The organism is Promicromonospora umidemergens (genome assembly GCF_024171995.1).
Classification (GTDB): domain Bacteria; phylum Actinomycetota; class Actinomycetes; order Actinomycetales; family Cellulomonadaceae; genus Promicromonospora; species Promicromonospora umidemergens.
The window spans coordinates 35,145-50,940 of record NZ_JAMTCT010000001.1 but is presented as its reverse complement, the minus strand read 5'-3'; the positions used below and the strand labels follow the sequence as shown (position 1 = coordinate 50,940).

The following is a 15,796-nucleotide window of genomic DNA, read 5'->3' as shown; positions in this document are numbered from 1 at the left end:
AGTAGTTGCGCCCAGCACCCGGTGGTGGAAAGGTGAAGTCATGATGGCACCGGACGACGTGACCATCCGCCCAGCAACGACGACCGACGCCGAAGCCATCGCTCGTGTCGACATCGCCTCCTGGCGTGGTGCTTACTCAGAGATTCTGCCCGACTCCTACCTGGCGTCGCTCGAGGTCGCCGACCGAGCCGGACACTGGTCAGCGGCCCTGACCGCCCGGGGCACCAAGATGCTCCTCGCCGAGGACGACGGAAAGACCATCGGGTTCACCAGCGTCGGTCCGTCCCGCGACGAGGACGCCGAGCCCGGCGACCTCGAGATCTACGCCATCTACCTGCATCCGCGCGCGTGGGGTACCGGTGTGGCCCGTGACCTGATGCGGACGGCGCTCGGCGGCCTGGCGCCTGGCACCGTCGTCAGCCTCTGGATCTTCGAGGGCAACGAGCGCGCCCAGCACTTCTACCGGCGGCACGGGTTCCAGCACGACGGCACCGAGCGCATCGACGACTTCGGCGGCCGCCCGCTCAAGCAGCTCCGCTTCCGCAAGCGCTGAGGCGCTCGGTCAGCCGTCACGCGCGGAAGTGGTCCCAGCCAGGTTGATCGGCGGGCGCCTCGCCACCGATCGTGACGGCGGGGCCCGCCTCGCCCACCGCCTGCACTCGGCCGACGGCGGTCCAGCCCGCCGGCAGCTCAGTTCCGGCCGGGAACGTGGCGAGCAGCCCGTGGTCCTCTCCCCCGCCCCAGACCCAGCGCCCGACCAGCCCGTCGATGTCCGCTGTCCCTGGCCCCCAGCCGGGGTCGCCCAGCCCGGTCGCCGCGGCCACGGCTCGGGCCGCCGAGTGCAGTGCGTCCCGGTCCTTGGCGAACGCCCCGGCGTCGAGGTCGAGCCGTACGCCGCTCGCGCGGGCGATCCGTCCGGCGTCACGCAGCAGGCCGTCGGAGAGGTCGAGCATGGCGGTGGCCCCCGCCTGGGCTGCCGAGACGCCGGCGGCGAGCGGCGGGTCCGGCCGCAGGTACGCGGCGACGAGCCGTTCCCAGGCGTCCTCGAGCAGCACGCCGTCGGTGACCTCCAGCGGCGCGGTGGACAGCGGCGTGCGGACCAGGCCCGCCTCCAGGAGCGCCAGCCCGGCGGCCGACCACCCGCGCACCCCGGCGTGCGCGACGACGTCGCCCGGCCGGGCGCCCGACCGCAGCACCGGCGGGCGCCCCTCCAGGTCGCCGTGGACGGTGATGCTCACCACCAGGAACGGGCCGCCCGACAGGTCGCCGCCCACGGCGCCCGCACCGACCGGCGCGCAGCCGTCGGCCAGGCCGATGGCCAGGCCGGTCACCCAGTCCAGCTCGGTGTCGCCCGGCACCACCAGGGAGGTCACCAGTGCGGTGGGCCGTGCGCCCATCGCGGCGATGTCTGCGAGGTTCTGCGCGGCGGCACGCCGTCCGACGTCGTACCCCGTGGACCAGCGGGTACGGAAGTGGCGGTCCTCGACCAGCACGTCGGTCGAGACCACGAACCGGCCGTCGGGTGCAGCGAGCACCGCGGCGTCGTCGCCGGGCCCGAGCAGCGTGGCGCTCCCCCGGGGCAGCAGGGGCACTATGCGTTCGAGGATCTGCTCCTCGGAGAGGTCACGGACGCGGGTCACTGGTCGACCCTAAGGGCCAGCCCCGGTCGGACGCGGCAGGCCGGCCACCGCGCGAGCCGCACACCGGCCGCAGACGGGCATCGGGGACGGGCCCTATCCGAGACGGGTAACGTATCTCTCCGTGCTTCCTGCCCGCTTCGTCACCGCTCTGACCGCCGCTGCTCTCACCGTCGTGGTACTGGCCGGGTGCGCACCACGAACGATCGGCGTGGAGGTCGCGCCGGACGCCGCCGACCCGAGGTGCGCCGACGTGATGCTCGCCGTGCCGGACGAGCTCGGCGGCGACCTGCTGAAGGTGCCGACCGACGCGCAGGCGACGGCGGCGTGGGGCGAGCCGGGCGCCGCGGTCACCATGCGGTGCGGCGTGGCCCAGATCGGCCCGTCCGCGGACTGCCAGCACGTCGACTCGGGCGACGGGACCGCCGTCGACTGGATAGTCACCACCGACGACGCAGGCACCTGGTCGTTCGTCACCTACGGCCGCGAGCCCGCGGTCGAGGTGATCGTGCCGCCAGCGGTCACCGAGAACCACTCGACGTCGTTCATCGCCGATCTCGCCGGCGCCGTGACACAGGTACCTGCCACGAAGGAGTGTCAGTGAGCCCGGTTGTCTCAGTGCCAGCGACAGATCCCGCCCCGCCCGTGCAGTCGCGGCGCGAACGCCTGCGCGACGAGCTGCACCGTGAGGTCCTCACCGCGGCACGCCACCAGCTCGCCGGGCAGCACGGCCTGAGCAAGCTCACGATGGCCGCCGTCGCGAAGGAGGTGGGTGTCACGCCGCCCGCGCTGTACCGGCACTTCGAGAACCGGCAGGACGTCATCGCGCAGCTCTGCGTGCTGATCGTCGAGGAGGTGCTGGAGGAGCTCGGCGCCGCCGTCGCCCGGCAGGAGCCTGGCGACATCTCGGCGGCCCTGGTGGCGTCGACCCGCGCCTCGCTCGAGTGGGCGGTCCGCAACCCGGCGGAGTTCGACCTCGTCATCGGCTCCGGCATCCGCGCTGAGCTCCCCGACAGCTACGCCCTCCAGCGCCGCATGGCCGAGCTGGTCGGGGGCCACTACGTGCCTCTCTTCCGCGAGCTGGCGGCATCGGGCATCCCGCGCCCGGCCGACGACGAGATCGGTCCCGAGCTGGCCGAGCAGGTCCGCCGGTACCGCGACGCCGTGGGTGGGCACGACCTGCCGCTCGGCGTCGCCCACCTCATGGTGACGAGCTGGCGGCAGGTCTACGGCCTGCAGTGCATGGCCGTCTACGGGCACCAGGAGTTCGCGTTCGGAGACCACGTGGCGCTCCACGAGGACCTCGTCTCGTCGTTGCTGGCCCAGATGGGTCTGGAGCCGCACCCGACCGTGCGCTGAACGGGCACACCGCACCGGTGCACCCGTCAGCGCACCATCGAGTCCCTGCTGGCCTCCATCGTGTGCAGCGCGTCGGCGTTCGAGATCAGCTGGATGGTCCCGTGGTAGGAGATCGCCGGGTCCTTCATCGCCGCGGCCAGCAGCGCCGCGAGCGCCGAGAGGTGCCTGGCGTCGTGCGCGCAGATGCGGTGCACGTGCTGCGTCGCGGTGACCAGCTGCAGGGCGAACACCGGGTGCCTCCACACCGGCTTCCAGAACTTCGTCTGCTGCCACGCGCGCGCCGCCGGCCACCCGAGGCCCGCACAAGCCATGGCAAGGGCGGCCTCCCACGGGACGGCGTCGGCCCCCACCGCGCGGAGCAGCAGGACGACCACCGCGATGATGCAGAACGGGTAGGCGACCTGGTTCGCCCAGGCGCCGATGGGCTGGGGTTTCGCCACGCCCACCACCTCGACCCGCATGACGTTGCTCAGGGCGAAGGTGGTGAGCCCGATCGTGAGCGTCCCGTTCGCGACCCGCACGTCACGCGCGGCGTACCTGTAGCGCGGCTCGCCCCACATCCTGCCTCCTCAGAGCCCCTATTCCGGTACGGACGACCGGTGGTGAGAGGCAGAGTACAGGCGATCAGCGCAGGCCGGTGGGCCGCTCCAGAGCGAGCTGGATGAGCTCGTCGATGAGCTCCGGGTAGCTCAGGCCGGAGGCGTCCCACATGCGCGGATACATCGAGAACGGCGTGAAGCCTGGCATCGTGTTGATCTCGTTGACCACCACCTGGTCCTCGGGCGTCACGAACACGTCGACGCGCGCCAGGCCCTCGGCGCTGACCGCCTCGAACGTCCGCACGGCGATCTCCTGGACCTGCTTGATGACGTGCTCCGGCAGGTCGGCGGGGCAGGAGAGCTGCACGGCCGCCTCGTCGAAGTACTTGGCCTCGTAGTCGTAGAAGCCGTTCTTGGTCTCGTCGGTGACCAGGATCTCGCCGGGCAGCGACGCTCGCGGGCGCTCACCGCCGCGGCCGCCGAGCACCGCGCACTCGATCTCCCGGCCGGCGATGCCTGCCTCGACGATCACCTTGGGGTCGTGCCTGCGTGCTTCCTCGACGGCGGCGTCCAGGTCGTCCAGGGAGTCCACCCTGGACACGCCGAGCGACGACCCGGCACGGGCCGGCTTGACGAACAACGGTAGCCCGAGGGGCTCTACGGTCTGCAGCACGACGTCCCGGCGCCGCTCCCAGTCGCCCGGCTTGATCACGGTGTACGGGCCGATGGGCAGGCCCTGCCCGGCGAACACCATCTTCATGAAGTGCTTGTCCATGCCGACGGCGGACGCGAGCACGCCGGAGCCGACGTACCGCGCATCGGCGAGCTCGAGCAGGCCCTGGACGGTCCCGTCCTCGCCGTACGGGCCGTGCAGGAGCGGGAACACCACGTCGACGTCGGCGAGCGCCGACGGCACCCGGCCCGGCTCCAGGACCCGCAGCGCGGCGTCGCCCACGGTCAGCGGGAGCACCACCTCGGCGGCGGACGCGGGGACCTCCGCCGCCTTGCCGTCGGTGATGGCCCAGCGCTCGGGCTCGTCCGCTGCGATGACCCACTGCCCCTTCGGGGTGATGCCGATGGGCACCACCTCGTACTTCGAGCGGTCGATGGCGCTCATCACGCCGCCGGCGGTGGCGACGGAGATCCCGTGCTCGCCGGAGCGTCCGCCGAACAGGATCACGACGCGGGTCTTGGCGGCAGCGTCCGGCGTCGGCGCGGGGCTCGCCCCGGCGGAGGCTGGTTCAGGTGTGTGGTGCGACATCGCGCCTGACCCTACCGGACCTGCGTGCGCAGGACCTGTCCGCGAAAGACCCGACGCGGAGCCCTACTTGAGGTCCTTGCGCAGGACCTTCCCGGAGGCCGACTTCGGCACCGCCTCGATGAACTCCACGCTCCGCACCTTCTTGTAGGGGGCAACCTGTTCGGCGACGTACGCGATGACCTCGGCCTCGCTCAGCGATTCCCCCCGCGCGGTCACGACGAACGCCTTCGGGATCTCGCCGGCTTCATCGTCGGGCAGGCCGATCACCGCGGCGTCCGCGATCTTCGGGTGGGACAGCAGCAGCGCCTCCAGCTCGGCGGGCGGGACCTGGTAGCCCTTGTACTTGATGAGCTCCTTGAGCCGGTCCACCACCCGGAACACGCCGTCGGCGTCGACGGTGACGATGTCGCCGGTGTGCATGAACCCGTCGGGCTCCAGCGTGTCGGCCGTCGCCTCGGGATTGCCGAGGTAGCCGACCATCACGTTCGGCCCGCGGCACAGCAGCTCACCCGGGGCCGAGACGCCCTCGCCCGGCTGCTCGATCTGGGCGCCCGTCGCCGGGTCGACGATCTTTGCCTCCATGCCGGCGACGAGCAGCCCGACGGTCCCGGGCGAGATGTCCGCGCGGTCGAACGGGATGCAGTGCGAGACCGGCGACATCTCGGTCATGCCGTACCCCTGCAGGACCCGCACGCTGTCGCCGAGCCGGTCGAGCACCGCCTGGGCGAGCTTCTCGTCGAGCGGCGCGGCCCCCGACAGCACGGCCCGCACGCTGGAGACGTCGTAGGAGTCCACGAGGGGGTGCTTCGCCAGCGCGAGCGCGATGGGCGGCGCCACGAACAGGAACGTCGCCCGGTGCTCCTGGATGACCCCGAGGTACTGCGCCAGGTCGAACCGGGGCAGCGTCACGAGCTTCGCCCGGGTGCGCAGCGCCAGGTTGAGCAGCACGGTCATGCCGTAGATGTGGAAGAACGGCAGCACGCACGGCACGACGTCGTCGGGCCCCACCCCGATCGCGAGGGACTGTGCCACGTTCGCCACAAGGTTGGTGTGCGTCAGCATGACGCCCTTGGGGCGGCCCGTCGTGCCGGACGAGTAGGGCAGCACCGCGAGGTGGGTCGCGGGGTCGAACGAGACGTCGGGTGCCGGGCGCGGCTCGGCCAGCAGGTCGGCCAGGGACGTGTAGGCCTCTGCGGCACCGGAGCCGCCGTCGAGCACCACCAGCTGGTCGTCGGTGAGGCCTGCGCCCCGTGCGCCGGACTCGCCGGCGGCGAGCAGCGCCGACACGGTGATCATGAGCCGCGCGCCGGAGTCGGCGAGCTGCTTGGTGATCTCCGGGGCGGTGGCCAGGCCGTTGACGGTGGTCACGGTGACCCCGGCCCGCAGCAGCCCGTGGAACACGGTGACGTAGGCGGGGACGTTGGGGGCGTGCAGCGCGACGACGTCGCCCACCCCGAACCCGCGCGCCGCCATGGCGCCTGCGACCGCGTCGATCTGCGCGAGGAGGGAGCGGAACGTCGTCTCCACCCCGCTGACACCGTCGACCACCGCAACGCGGTCCAGGTCGTCAGACGCGATATCGCCGAACAGGTACTCGTAGACGCTGACGGACGGGATCTTCACGTCGGGCAGCGGGCTCCGGACAACCATCATCGGTCTCCTTCGGTCAGTTGCCGGACCGTCGTCGGCCCGGCCGAGCCGCCGGACCCCCATCGGCCCGGCGCAAGAGCATTGTGCAGCCACACCGCCCCGTCATGCACGGAACGCGGCGAGCAGTACCGGCACGAGCCTGCGCCACGACGGCGCCGCCGCATAGCGGGTCAGCCGCCGGCCTGTCTCCGTCCCGCTCCGGGAGCCGCTGAACCACGGCGGCTTCGGGAAGAGCGAGAGCTCGCCGTGCAGCACGCTGCGCGGGAACGGGCGGAACGGCCCGGTCACGACGGTACGTTCCGGCCCGGAGAGCAGGTGCCCGTTGTGCACGACGTCGATCCCGGAGCCGACGTCGGCGACCGTGTGCCCGGGGAACGCGCCCCACGTGGCCCCCGGCAGGAGGAAGCCGACACCCGTCCAGGCGTTGATCGCGATGGTGCCGTAGCGCAGGTCGGCGATCGCGGCGTCGAACGCCGGCCCCAGCGCCGCGCGGTCCTGGGGCCGCACCACCACGTTGGCGCCCAGCGTCCCGTACAGGGAGTCGTTGGCGAGGCCGACGGCGGCGGGCAGGAACTCGGCGCCCACGCCCGGCAGCTGCGTCCACGCCAGCACCGGCGCGAAGTACTCGTCGGTGCACGCCGGGTCGCCTGGGGCCACCTCCATCAGGATGCGTCCGCTCACGTGCTCGGCGTCCGGGTGCGCGTCGGCGGCCCGCGCGACCTTGGCATCCGTACCGGGATACCAGGGCGCGCGAGCCGGCAGGGTCGCCAGGGCACGGCGCAGCTCGGCGAGGAACGCGTCCTTCTGGTCCCAGTCCGCCGAGAGCACGACGAGCTGCCCCGCCACGCAGTTGTGCCCCGCGTTGTGCAGGCGCATGGAGACCAGGTGCTCGGCCTGGTACCGCAGGTCGGCGGCGCTCCACCGGCCGGGCAGCACGATCATCGGCGCGACCCCGCCCAGCTCGCTCGTGATCGGCACCCGCAGCAGAGGGTCGTCCGCCGCCCGACGCCGCTCGGCCTCCGCGCCGGTGCCCCACACGATCGCGTCGTGCGTGACGGCGGAGCCCGTGATGTGCACCTTGTCGATGCCGCCGTGCGCCGTGAGGTAGGCGCCGACGGCGCCGTCGCCGTTGACCACCCGGACCACGCCCGCCTCGATCAGGGGGGCGAGCGCCCTGCGGTACACCCCGAGCAGACCGCCGAAGGTCGGGTTGAGCTTCACGAGCGAGGCGCGGTTGTACGCGACGAGCTCGTAGAACGCGTCCAGCGGCGCGATCGACGAGACGTTGCCGGCGCCCAGCACCAGCCCGACGCCGCCGTACTCACCCACCGTGCCGGCCCGCAGGCCCGCCTCGGTCCGCACCTGTCGCTCGGTCACGCCCGGCGGCAGCCAGACCTCCGCCCTGAAACCGTTGAACAGCACCCACTCCTTGGCGGTGCGGGGCAGCGCCCGCACCGCCACGCGGCCGCCCGGCGCCGTCCCGAAGGGCAGCCCGTCGAGCGGCGACCTGCCCGCTGCGAGCGCCTCGTACGACTGCGCGTAGGTGGCAGCGCTCTCCAGCGCGCCGTACGGGCCGGTCATCCACTCCTCGCCCGCGTACGGGGCGGACGGCGCGACGTGCTTCGCCTCGGCGGCGGCCGTCGCCCACTCTTCCGAGACCTCGGCTATCGACGCGTGCACCCTCCGGAACAGCGCCCCCCTGGCCGCGACGGGCAGCTGTGCCCAGCGCGCCGCACCGGCCTTGAGCTCCTCGACCGCCTGGTCGAGCTCACGCTCCGTGGCGGCTCGCGTGTCCGTCACGCTCATCAGCTGTCTCCTTCGACCGCTCGGCATCCGACCGTCCCAGACCTGGCTATCACTGACCTGGACTCCAATAGCCTAGGGGTCCGCACCGGTCCGGCGCGAGACCCAGTACCGGTTGACATCTCGACCTTCGGTGCACTGGCGACGCCTCACCGTTACGCTGCCGGTTATGTCGGACATCGTTGGAGACGGACGCCACGACCTCCGCGATGCCCTCGAACTGCTGAGCTCGCAGGTAGCCGAAGGCATCCTGCACGCAGAACCCACCTACCAGGAGACCCGGCTCCCAGCAGCCGCAGTCCAGCCGCTCGTCCGGGCGAACGTGGCGGAGATCCTCGCCGCGCTCGCCGGTGAGACCTCGTCTCTCACCCCTGCGCGGGAGACCGGTCGGGTCAGCGCCGCCGAGGGCGTGCCGCTGGACCTGCTGCAGCACGCCTACCGGCTGGCCGGTCTGCGGATCTGGGAGGAGCTCGCCCGGCGCCTGCGCTCCGAGAACGACACCCCCGCACTGCTCCGTGCGTCGTCGCAGGTCTGGTTCGCCATCGACCGCTCGTCGAACGTCGCCGTCCGCGCCCACCTGGAGACCGCCGCAGGTGTGGGCGAGAACATGGCCCGCACCGAGCTGCTGCGCGGCGTCCTCACCGGGGCGGTGCACGACCTCGAGACCGCACGCCGCGCGCTCGGCCTGCCCACCGACGTGCTGCTCGTCGTCGCCGTCACGCCGCCCGGCCTGCCGCCCGCCTCGCTGCCCGGCGCGTCGCAGGGTGTGTCGCCGGGCGTGTCGCCCGTCCCGGAGGACGACGGCGTGGACGCCTCCAGGGTGACCACCCGCTGGCTGACGCACGAGGGCGCCCGCCTGACGCTCGTGGCCGCGCCCACCTCCGAGGGCGTGCACGACGCAGCGGCCTGCCTCGCCGTGCACGCCCCGACCGGCGCGAGCCGGCCGTTCACGAGCCTGGCCGACGCGCCGGCCGCCCTCGCCCAGGCCCGCACCGCTGTGCGCTCCCTGCCCCGTGGCGTGGCCGGGCTCGCCCGCTACGGCGACCGTCCGCTGGACGCCCTGCTGGTGGCCGACGACGAACGCGCCGCCGAGCTCGCCACCGCCGTGCTCAGCGGCCTGAGGGACCGGGACCCGCGGGACGAGGAGCTGCTGCTCGGCACCATCGAGGCATGGTTCGAGCACGGCGGGTCCGGCACCAAGGCCGCCGCGGCGCTGCACTGCCACCGGAACACCGTGCTGAACCGGCTGGCCCGCGTCGCCGACCTGACGGGCCGCGACATCAACGACCCGCGCGCCGCCGCCGAGCTGTACGCGGCGGTGCGGGCGCGCCGGCTCCAGCGGGATCCGCCGTGAAGCGGTGGGATCCGGCGCGAACCGGCGGGACGCGGCTGACCCGGCGCAGTGCCGGTGGTCGTGGTCGCCCGCGCGTTCCGCTCGCGGTGCCGTCCGGCAGCGCTAGCCTCGGGAGGTGACTCACCTCCTGTCCGACGAGCTGCTCGGCACCTTTCGCGAACGAGCCGCCGACTACGACCGCGACAACGCCTTCTTCGCCGAGGACCTCGCCGACCTGCAGGCCGCCGGCTACCTCGGCACGATGGTCCCCACCGCGTTCGGTGGCGCCGGCCTCTCGCTGCGCGAGACGGCGCGCGAGCAGGCCCGGCTGTCCGCGCACGCACCGGCGACGGCGCTGGCCGTGAACATGCACCACGTGTGGGTGGGCGTCGGACGCTACCTGCACGAACGCGGCGACTCGTCGCTGGACTGGCTGCTCGCCGAGGCGGCGGCGGGCGAGGTGTTCGGCTTCGGCTACTCCGAGCCGGGCAACGATCTGGTGCTGCTGGGCTCGCGCACGGAGGCGCGGCCCGACGGCGCCGGTGGGTACACGTTCCACGGCCGCAAGATCTTCACGTCCAACTCCCCCGCCTGGACGCGGCTCGGTGTGCTGGGCCTCGACTCGTCGAACGGCACCGGGCGCCGCGGCGGCGGCCCGCGGCTGGTGCACGCGTTCGTCACGCGCGACGGCGGCGGGTTCGAGATCCTCGACGACTGGGACACGATCGGCATGCGCGCCTCCCAGTCGCGCACCACGAGGCTCGACGGCGCTCACGCGCCCGCGGACCGGGTCCTGCGCCTGCTGCCGCCCGGGCCGTCGCTGGACCCGTACGTCCTGGGCATCTTCACGTCGTTCGAGGTGCTGCTCGCCTCCGTGTACGCGGGGATCGCCGACCGGGCGCTGGAGCTCGCCGTCGAGGCGGTGGGACGCCGTACGTCGATGAAGACCGGCAAGCCGTACTCCCAGGACCCCGACGTGCGCCGCCGCATCGCCGACATGGCCCTGACGCAGGACAGCGTCTGGCTCCAGATCGACGGGATCACCCGCGACCTCGACGCCTCGGCGTCGGACAGCACCCTGGACCGGGGCGCCGGCTGGTTCCGGGCCGCGGCAGGCCTGAAGGTACGGGTCACCGAGGCCGCACGGGACGTCGTGGACCAGGCGGTCCGGGTGTCCGGCGGCTCCACCTACTTCAGCTCGTCCGAGCTGGGCCGTCTCTACCGGGACGTGCTCGCGGGGATCTTCCACCCGTCCAGCGACGACTCCGCCCACGCCACAGCCGCCCAGTCCCTCCTGGGCCCGCTGGAGTAGCCGGCGACGCGCCGTGCGGTCGGCAGAACGTCAGGTGATCGGCAGCTCGGGCTACCGATCACCTGACGTTCTGCCGACTACTCGGGTGTTCTCACGCACGTAGCGCCTGGTCCAGGTCCAGCCAGAGGTCCTCGACGTCCTCGATGCCGACCGACAGGCGCAGCAGGTCCTCCGGCACCGTCACGGCCTCGGTGCCCCAGCGGCGGCGGCGCTCCAGCATGGACTCCACCCCGCCCAGCGACGTGGCGGGGAGCCACAGCCGCACGGCGTCCACGACGGCGTCGGCCCGCTCCACGGGGTCCAGGCCCGCCCGCCCGACCGGCCGGACGCCGATGATCGCGCCGAAGCCGTTCATCTGCGCCTTCGCACGCCCGTGCCCTGGATCACCGGGCAACGACGGGTGCCGCACCTCGGCGACCTCTGGGTGGTCCGCGAGACGTCGGGCCAGCTCGGCGGCGTTCGCCTGCGCGCGCTCGAAGCGCAGCGCCAGGGTCCGCAGGCCGCGCAGGGCGAGCCACACCTCGAACGGCCCGGCGATGGCGCCGTGCAGGGTGCGGTGCTCACGCAGGGTGGCGGCCAGCTCGGCGTCGCGGGTCACGAGCGCGCCGAGCACGACGTCGGAGTGGCCGGCCAGGTACTTGGTCACCGAGTGCAGCACGACGTCGGCGCCGTGCTCCAGCGGACGCTGGCCCAGCGGCGTCGCGAACGTGTTGTCGACCACCGAGCGCATGCCGCGCGCACGGGCCGCCCCGAGCACGGCCGGCAGGTCGGCGACCTCCAGCATCGGGTTGGTGGGCGACTCGACGAGCAGCAGGTCCGCGCCGTCGAGGGCCGCCACCACGGCGTCCGTGTCGGCGATGTCGACGTGCCGCAGGGTCACGCCGTGCCGGTCCCTGATCTGGTCGGCGAGCACCATGCCGGCCTGATAGGCGTGCCGCGGCAGCACCATCGTGCCGCCGTCGGGCACCAGGGAGAAGACGGCGGCGATCGCCGCCATGCCGGAGCCGAAGACGATGCCCTCGCCGGCACCCGCGTCGCCGTCTGCCCCGCTGCCGCACTCCAGCGCGACGAGCGCCCGCTCGAACGGGTGCCAGGCATCGTTGTCGCCGCGTGCGTACGACAGCTCGCCCGAAGTGATCACGCCGCGCGACACGTACGTCGAGTTGAGCGGGAGGGACGGGTTGATGTGCCCGCCCTGGGTGCGCTCGGGGCGCCCGGCGGAGACGACGACGGTGGCCGGCGACAGCCCGGCGGCAGGATTGGTGCTCATGACGGCGAGAATACGGCGGACTCGCCGCGGGGCACCGGACCGTCCGCGCCGCGTCACCGGTTGCGCCGGATCACCAGCGACATGAGCGCGGCCCCCGCGCACAGGATGCCTGCGCCGTACCAGACGGCGTCGTACGAGCCGGTGACGTCGCGCACCAGACCGCCGGCGAACGCCACGACCCCGGCCCCGATCTGGTGGGAGGCGAGCACCCAGCCGAACACGATCGGCGCGTCGTCGCCGTAGAGCTCGCGGCACAGGGCGAGGGTGGGCGGCACGGTCGCCACCCAGTCCAGCCCGTAGAACACGATGAAGAACACCATCGGCAGCTCGACCTGCGGAGCCATGAGCGAGGGCAGGAACAGCAGGGCGACACCGCGCAGCGTGTAGTAGACCCCCAGCAGCACACGGGGCGAGTACCGGTCGGTGAGCCAGCCGGAACCGATCGTGCCGATCACGTCGACGACGCCGATCACCGCGAGCAGGCTCGCCGCCACGGTGATCGGCATGCCGTGGTCGTGCGCACCCGGCACGAAGTGCGTCCGGACCAGCCCGTTCGTCGTCGCACCGCAGATCGCGAACGCACCGGCCAGCAGCCAGAACGGGCCGGTGCGGGCGGCGTCGAGCAGCGCCGTGACGGTGCGCCGCGCCACGTCGTGCACGGGCGCGGGCTTCGGCACGTACTCGCCGCCGTAGGGCGCAAGGCCCAGGTCGGCCGGGTGGTCCCGCAGGAGGAAGAGGACGAGCGGGACCGCCGCGAGCGCGGCGATGGCCACCGTGGCCGACGCGGGGCGCCACCCCTGGCTCTCGATGATCCAGGCCAGCAGCGGCAGGAACACGAGCTGGCCCGACGCCGTCGCCGCCGTCAGCACACCGGTGACGAGGCCGCGCCGGGCGACGAACCAGCGCGCGGTGATGGTCGCGGTGAACGCCAGCGCCATGCTGCCGCTGCCGACGCCGACCAGGAGCCCCCAGCCGAGCACGAACTGCCACGGCTCCGACATCCAGACGGTCGACAACGCGCCGCCCGTGATCACGACCAGGGCGACAGTGACCACCGGCCGCATGCCGAACCGGTCCATCAGCGCGGCGGCGAACGGCGCCGTCAGCCCGTAGAGCACGGACTGCAGGCCCACCGCGAGGCCGATGGTCGCGCGCGACCAGCCGAGTTCGGCGTTCAAGGGCTCCACGAAGAGGCCGGGCACCGCGGTGAACGCGGCCGCGCACATGATGGTCACGAAGCTGACCAGGGCCACCCACCAGGCCGGGTGGATGCGCGGGGGTGTGCTGCCGGGAGCTGGCGGCTGGGACATGCTCTCGGCGTCGGGCGCCGGCGTGCTGATCTGCGTCACGGCGCCAGCCTGCTGGAGTGGCCTGGGTTCGGACAGTGGCCGGATGGTCAGTGTTCGATAGGATCAGGCCATGGCCCTGTAGGGCTGTTGCTGTGCTGTCATTGGTTCGGCGTTATCACAGCAACGTGCGATGCAGCCAGATGGGTCTATGACCAGGCGGTCGTTCCGGACCGTATCGGTGACGGCGCACTCGTCACGCTCACTGAGGTTCGCTACATCCGTGAACTTGCCATGGGACCCACGTTGGCGACCGGATCACCGACGAGCAGGGGGCTGCGCGAGGCCTTCGATGATGCGGAAGTCGCGCTCGAAGCCGTCGGGGAGTTCGGCCAGCGCCTTCTGGTAGGCCGCACTCGCGCGTGCGGCGACCGCCTGTCCGAAACTGTCGAACTCGATCAGGACGACGCGCTCGGCGATTCCGGCTTCGTGTGCGTCGACCCGGCTGCCGATGCCGGCGAGCACCCGCCCGCCCGCGGCCGCGACGGCCAGACCGGCCAATTCGTTGTAGACATCAAGCCTCTCGGGATCATCGATGGTGGGGTAGACGCTGACCCAGTAGCCCTTGGGCATGGAACCTCCAGTGTCGGGATGAATGCTTCGAATTCCGAAGCACTCACGCGATATGCGAAACTACCGTTTCGGAATCCGAAGCACAAGAGTTAACGGAGAGTCATGAACCCGACGCCCATGCCGGGCCGGCCGGTCCGCGGTTCCACCACGGGACGATCGTTGATGGCGGCACTGGACCTGTTCGGGCGCCGCTGGACTCTGCGCATCATCTGGGAGCTGGGGAACGAGCCGCTCGGCTTCCGACTCCTGCAGCGGCGCTGCGACGGCATGTCGTCAAGCGTCCTGCAGCAACGGCTCACAGAGCTCCAAGAGGCTCGGCTCGCCGAGGTGCTGCACGACGGCAACTACACCCTCACCCCGCTCGGCCACGATGCCCGCGAGTCCCTCGGTCCGGTCATCGAGTGGTCGCGGCTGTGGGCTGCCGAGCTCGCCGACGCCCCGCCCACTGCCGCCGAGGGTGGCGGCGACGGCTAGCGCAACCGGTTCTGACAGCGGTCTGCGCGCGGGGCACCTCAGATTTCGGCTCGTAGACCACAGGACTGGAGACCACGGACCATGACAGAGTTCCCCTCACAGGCGGCGCGAACCGCCGTCGCCGCTGCCCTGGCCGGGGACGAGTCGGGCCAGGACGTCACCACCGCGTGGAGCGTTCCCGAAGGCCTGGCGGCCGTGGCCGAGATCCGCGCCCTGCAAGGCGGCATCGCCGGCAGTCTCCCCGTGGTCGCCGCGCCGCACCGCGTCGCAGTCCTGATCCGACCCGGCTTCATCCCGTTCGAGCTGGGCATCCCGCACCGGATCTTCGGCACGGCACGCGACGCGACGCTCGCACCCCTGTACGAGGTGGTGACCTGCACGCCGGGCGGCCCGGGACTGGTGCAGTCGGACTCCGACGTCGCGGTCCACGTGGCGCACGGCCCTGAGGCCGTCGAGGACGCGGACACGGTGGTGGTCCCGGCGTCGCACGAGTACGGGCCCGTGTACGAGAAGGGGCTGCTCACGCCAGAGCTCGCGGAGGCGTTCCGCCGGATCCGGCCGGGTACGCGGATCGTGTCGATCTGCACCGGGGCGTTCGCGCTGGCGGCCGCCGGGCTGCTGGACGACCGGCCGGCCACCACGCACTGGGCGACGACGGACCAGTTCCGGAAGCTGTTCCCACGGGTCCGTCTGGACCCGGAGGTCCTGTTCACCGACGACGGCGACGTGCTCACCTCGGCCGGCGTCGCCTCGGGGATCGATCTGTGCCTGCATCTCGTACGTCGCGACCACGGGGCCGCCGTCGCGCAGGACGTCGCTCGCCGCACCGTGGTGCCCCCGCACCGCGAGGGCGGGCAGGCGCAGTACATCCAGCGGTACCTGCCGGACCCGGACGGGCCAGGCGCCGCGGCGACCCGTGCGTGGGCGACGGAGCGGCTCGCCGAACCCCTGACGCTGGCCGAGCTGGCGCGGCACGCCGCCATGTCGGTGCGGACGTTCACCCGGCGGTTCCGCGACGAGACCGGCGAGAGCCCCGGCCAGTGGCTCGTCCGGCAACGGGTCGAGCACGCCAGGACCCTGCTGGAGTCCAGCGACCTGCCGATGGAGCAGATCGCACGCGAGTGCGGCTTCGGCACGGCGCAGTCCCTGCGGGCCCACGTGCAGTCTGCGCTCGGCGTGACCCCGACCGCCTACCGCAGGACGTTCCACCGCGCGGCGTGACCGCTCGACGAGGTGGGC

15 protein-coding genes are annotated in these 15,796 nt (G+C 72.6%); 7 read left to right on the top strand and 8 right to left on the bottom strand.

The annotated features are described in order from the left end of the window. The first annotated feature begins 40 nt into the window (after positions 1 to 40). Entirely contained in the window at positions 41 to 553 is a 513-nt protein-coding gene (locus APR04_RS00225; protein ID WP_308292305.1) for a GNAT family N-acetyltransferase, read from the top strand. 16 nt (positions 554 to 569) lie between these two features. On the opposite strand, the gene APR04_RS00220 is transcribed toward APR04_RS00225, so the two are convergent. Next, on the bottom strand, positions 570 to 1,640 hold the full coding sequence (locus tag APR04_RS00220) for a thiamine-phosphate kinase (protein WP_253866993.1): 1,071 nt from the start codon (positions 1,638 to 1,640) through the stop codon (positions 570 to 572). A 121-nt stretch (positions 1,641 to 1,761) separates the two neighbouring features. Between APR04_RS00220 and APR04_RS00215 the strand changes: the two genes are divergently transcribed. After that, positions 1,762 to 2,241, top strand: coding sequence for a DUF3515 domain-containing protein (locus APR04_RS00215; RefSeq protein ID WP_253866992.1), 480 nt, complete (start codon positions 1,762 to 1,764; stop codon positions 2,239 to 2,241). Continuing rightward, on the top strand, positions 2,238 to 2,996 hold the full coding sequence (locus tag APR04_RS00210) for a TetR/AcrR family transcriptional regulator (RefSeq protein ID WP_253866991.1): 759 nt from the start codon (positions 2,238 to 2,240) through the stop codon (positions 2,994 to 2,996). Before APR04_RS00215 ends, APR04_RS00210 begins: the two co-directional genes overlap by 4 nt. 26 nt (positions 2,997 to 3,022) lie before the next feature. Here APR04_RS00210 and APR04_RS00205 read toward each other — a convergent pair whose 3' ends face one another. From APR04_RS00205 to APR04_RS00190, 4 genes are all read right to left on the bottom strand, one after another. Continuing rightward, positions 3,023 to 3,556, bottom strand: a complete 534-nt coding sequence (locus tag APR04_RS00205) for a DUF6232 family protein (protein WP_253866990.1) — start codon at positions 3,554 to 3,556, stop codon at positions 3,023 to 3,025. A gap of 64 nt (positions 3,557 to 3,620) precedes the next feature. Beyond that, positions 3,621 to 4,796: a D-alanine--D-alanine ligase family protein gene (locus APR04_RS00200; protein WP_253866989.1), complete on the bottom strand. Its 1,176-nt coding sequence runs from the start codon at positions 4,794 to 4,796 to the stop codon at positions 3,621 to 3,623. A gap of 63 nt (positions 4,797 to 4,859) precedes the next feature. Beyond that, positions 4,860 to 6,446, bottom strand: coding sequence for an AMP-binding protein (locus APR04_RS00195; protein ID WP_253866986.1), 1,587 nt, complete (start codon positions 6,444 to 6,446; stop codon positions 4,860 to 4,862). Positions 6,447 to 6,548: 102 nt separating this feature from the next. Further along, on the bottom strand, positions 6,549 to 8,252 hold the full coding sequence (locus APR04_RS00190) for an aldehyde dehydrogenase family protein (RefSeq protein ID WP_253866982.1): 1,704 nt from the start codon (positions 8,250 to 8,252) through the stop codon (positions 6,549 to 6,551). 166 nt (positions 8,253 to 8,418) lie between these two features. Between APR04_RS00190 and APR04_RS00185 the strand changes: the two genes are divergently transcribed. Both APR04_RS00185 and APR04_RS00180 read left to right on the top strand, forming a co-directional pair. Further along, positions 8,419 to 9,603, top strand: coding sequence for a PucR family transcriptional regulator (locus tag APR04_RS00185; protein WP_253866970.1), 1,185 nt, complete (start codon positions 8,419 to 8,421; stop codon positions 9,601 to 9,603). Between the two features lie 115 nt (positions 9,604 to 9,718). Beyond that, complete coding sequence (locus tag APR04_RS00180; RefSeq protein WP_253866968.1) at positions 9,719 to 10,894, top strand: acyl-CoA dehydrogenase family protein; 1,176 nt, start codon at positions 9,719 to 9,721, stop codon at positions 10,892 to 10,894. 91 nt (positions 10,895 to 10,985) lie between these two features. Here APR04_RS00180 and APR04_RS00175 read toward each other — a convergent pair whose 3' ends face one another. The 3 genes from APR04_RS00175 to APR04_RS00165 all read right to left on the bottom strand — a co-directional run bounded on the left by APR04_RS00175 (position 10,986) and on the right by APR04_RS00165 (position 14,083). Continuing rightward, positions 10,986 to 12,164, bottom strand: a complete 1,179-nt coding sequence (locus APR04_RS00175) for a trans-sulfuration enzyme family protein (protein WP_253866966.1) — start codon at positions 12,162 to 12,164, stop codon at positions 10,986 to 10,988. A gap of 53 nt (positions 12,165 to 12,217) precedes the next feature. Next, positions 12,218 to 13,474 (bottom strand): MFS transporter, encoded by a 1,257-nt coding sequence (locus tag APR04_RS00170; protein WP_301311957.1) that lies wholly within the window; start codon positions 13,472 to 13,474, stop codon positions 12,218 to 12,220. 294 nt (positions 13,475 to 13,768) lie between these two features. After that, positions 13,769 to 14,083 carry a DUF1330 domain-containing protein gene (locus APR04_RS00165; protein ID WP_253866955.1) on the bottom strand — a complete coding sequence of 105 codons (315 nt, stop codon included), beginning with the start codon at positions 14,081 to 14,083 and terminating at the stop codon, positions 13,769 to 13,771. A 102-nt stretch (positions 14,084 to 14,185) separates the two neighbouring features. On the opposite strand from APR04_RS00165, the gene APR04_RS00160 reads away from it, so the two are divergent. Together APR04_RS00160 and APR04_RS00155 are read left to right on the top strand one after the other, a co-directional pair. Further along, positions 14,186 to 14,557, top strand: a complete 372-nt coding sequence (locus tag APR04_RS00160; RefSeq protein ID WP_253866953.1) for a winged helix-turn-helix transcriptional regulator — start codon at positions 14,186 to 14,188, stop codon at positions 14,555 to 14,557. An 81-nt stretch (positions 14,558 to 14,638) separates the two neighbouring features. After that, positions 14,639 to 15,778 carry a GlxA family transcriptional regulator gene (locus APR04_RS00155; protein WP_253866952.1) on the top strand — a complete coding sequence of 380 codons (1,140 nt, stop codon included), beginning with the start codon at positions 14,639 to 14,641 and terminating at the stop codon, positions 15,776 to 15,778. Positions 15,779 to 15,796: the final 18 nt, after the last annotated feature.

Excerpts from the sequence above, each read along its gene's own strand:
- APR04_RS00225 (WP_308292305.1), top strand. The coding sequence starts at position 41 with ATGATGGCACCGGACGACGTGACCATCCGCCCAGCAACGACGACCGAC.
- APR04_RS00205 (WP_253866990.1), bottom strand. The coding sequence starts at position 3,556 with ATGTGGGGCGAGCCGCGCTACAGGTACGCCGCGCGTGACGTGCGGGTC.
- APR04_RS00200 (WP_253866989.1), bottom strand. The coding sequence starts at position 4,796 with ATGTCGCACCACACACCTGAACCAGCCTCCGCCGGGGCGAGCCCCGCG.
- APR04_RS00195 (WP_253866986.1), bottom strand. The coding sequence starts at position 6,446 with ATGGTTGTCCGGAGCCCGCTGCCCGACGTGAAGATCCCGTCCGTCAGC.
- APR04_RS00190 (WP_253866982.1), bottom strand. The coding sequence starts at position 8,252 with ATGAGCGTGACGGACACGCGAGCCGCCACGGAGCGTGAGCTCGACCAG.
- APR04_RS00185 (WP_253866970.1), top strand. The coding sequence starts at position 8,419 with ATGTCGGACATCGTTGGAGACGGACGCCACGACCTCCGCGATGCCCTC.
- APR04_RS00175 (WP_253866966.1), bottom strand. The coding sequence starts at position 12,164 with ATGAGCACCAATCCTGCCGCCGGGCTGTCGCCGGCCACCGTCGTCGTC.
- APR04_RS00170 (WP_301311957.1), bottom strand. The coding sequence starts at position 13,474 with ATGTCCCAGCCGCCAGCTCCCGGCAGCACACCCCCGCGCATCCACCCG.
- APR04_RS00165 (WP_253866955.1), bottom strand. The coding sequence starts at position 14,083 with ATGCCCAAGGGCTACTGGGTCAGCGTCTACCCCACCATCGATGATCCC.
- APR04_RS00160 (WP_253866953.1), top strand. The coding sequence starts at position 14,186 with ATGAACCCGACGCCCATGCCGGGCCGGCCGGTCCGCGGTTCCACCACG.
- APR04_RS00155 (WP_253866952.1), top strand. The coding sequence starts at position 14,639 with ATGACAGAGTTCCCCTCACAGGCGGCGCGAACCGCCGTCGCCGCTGCC.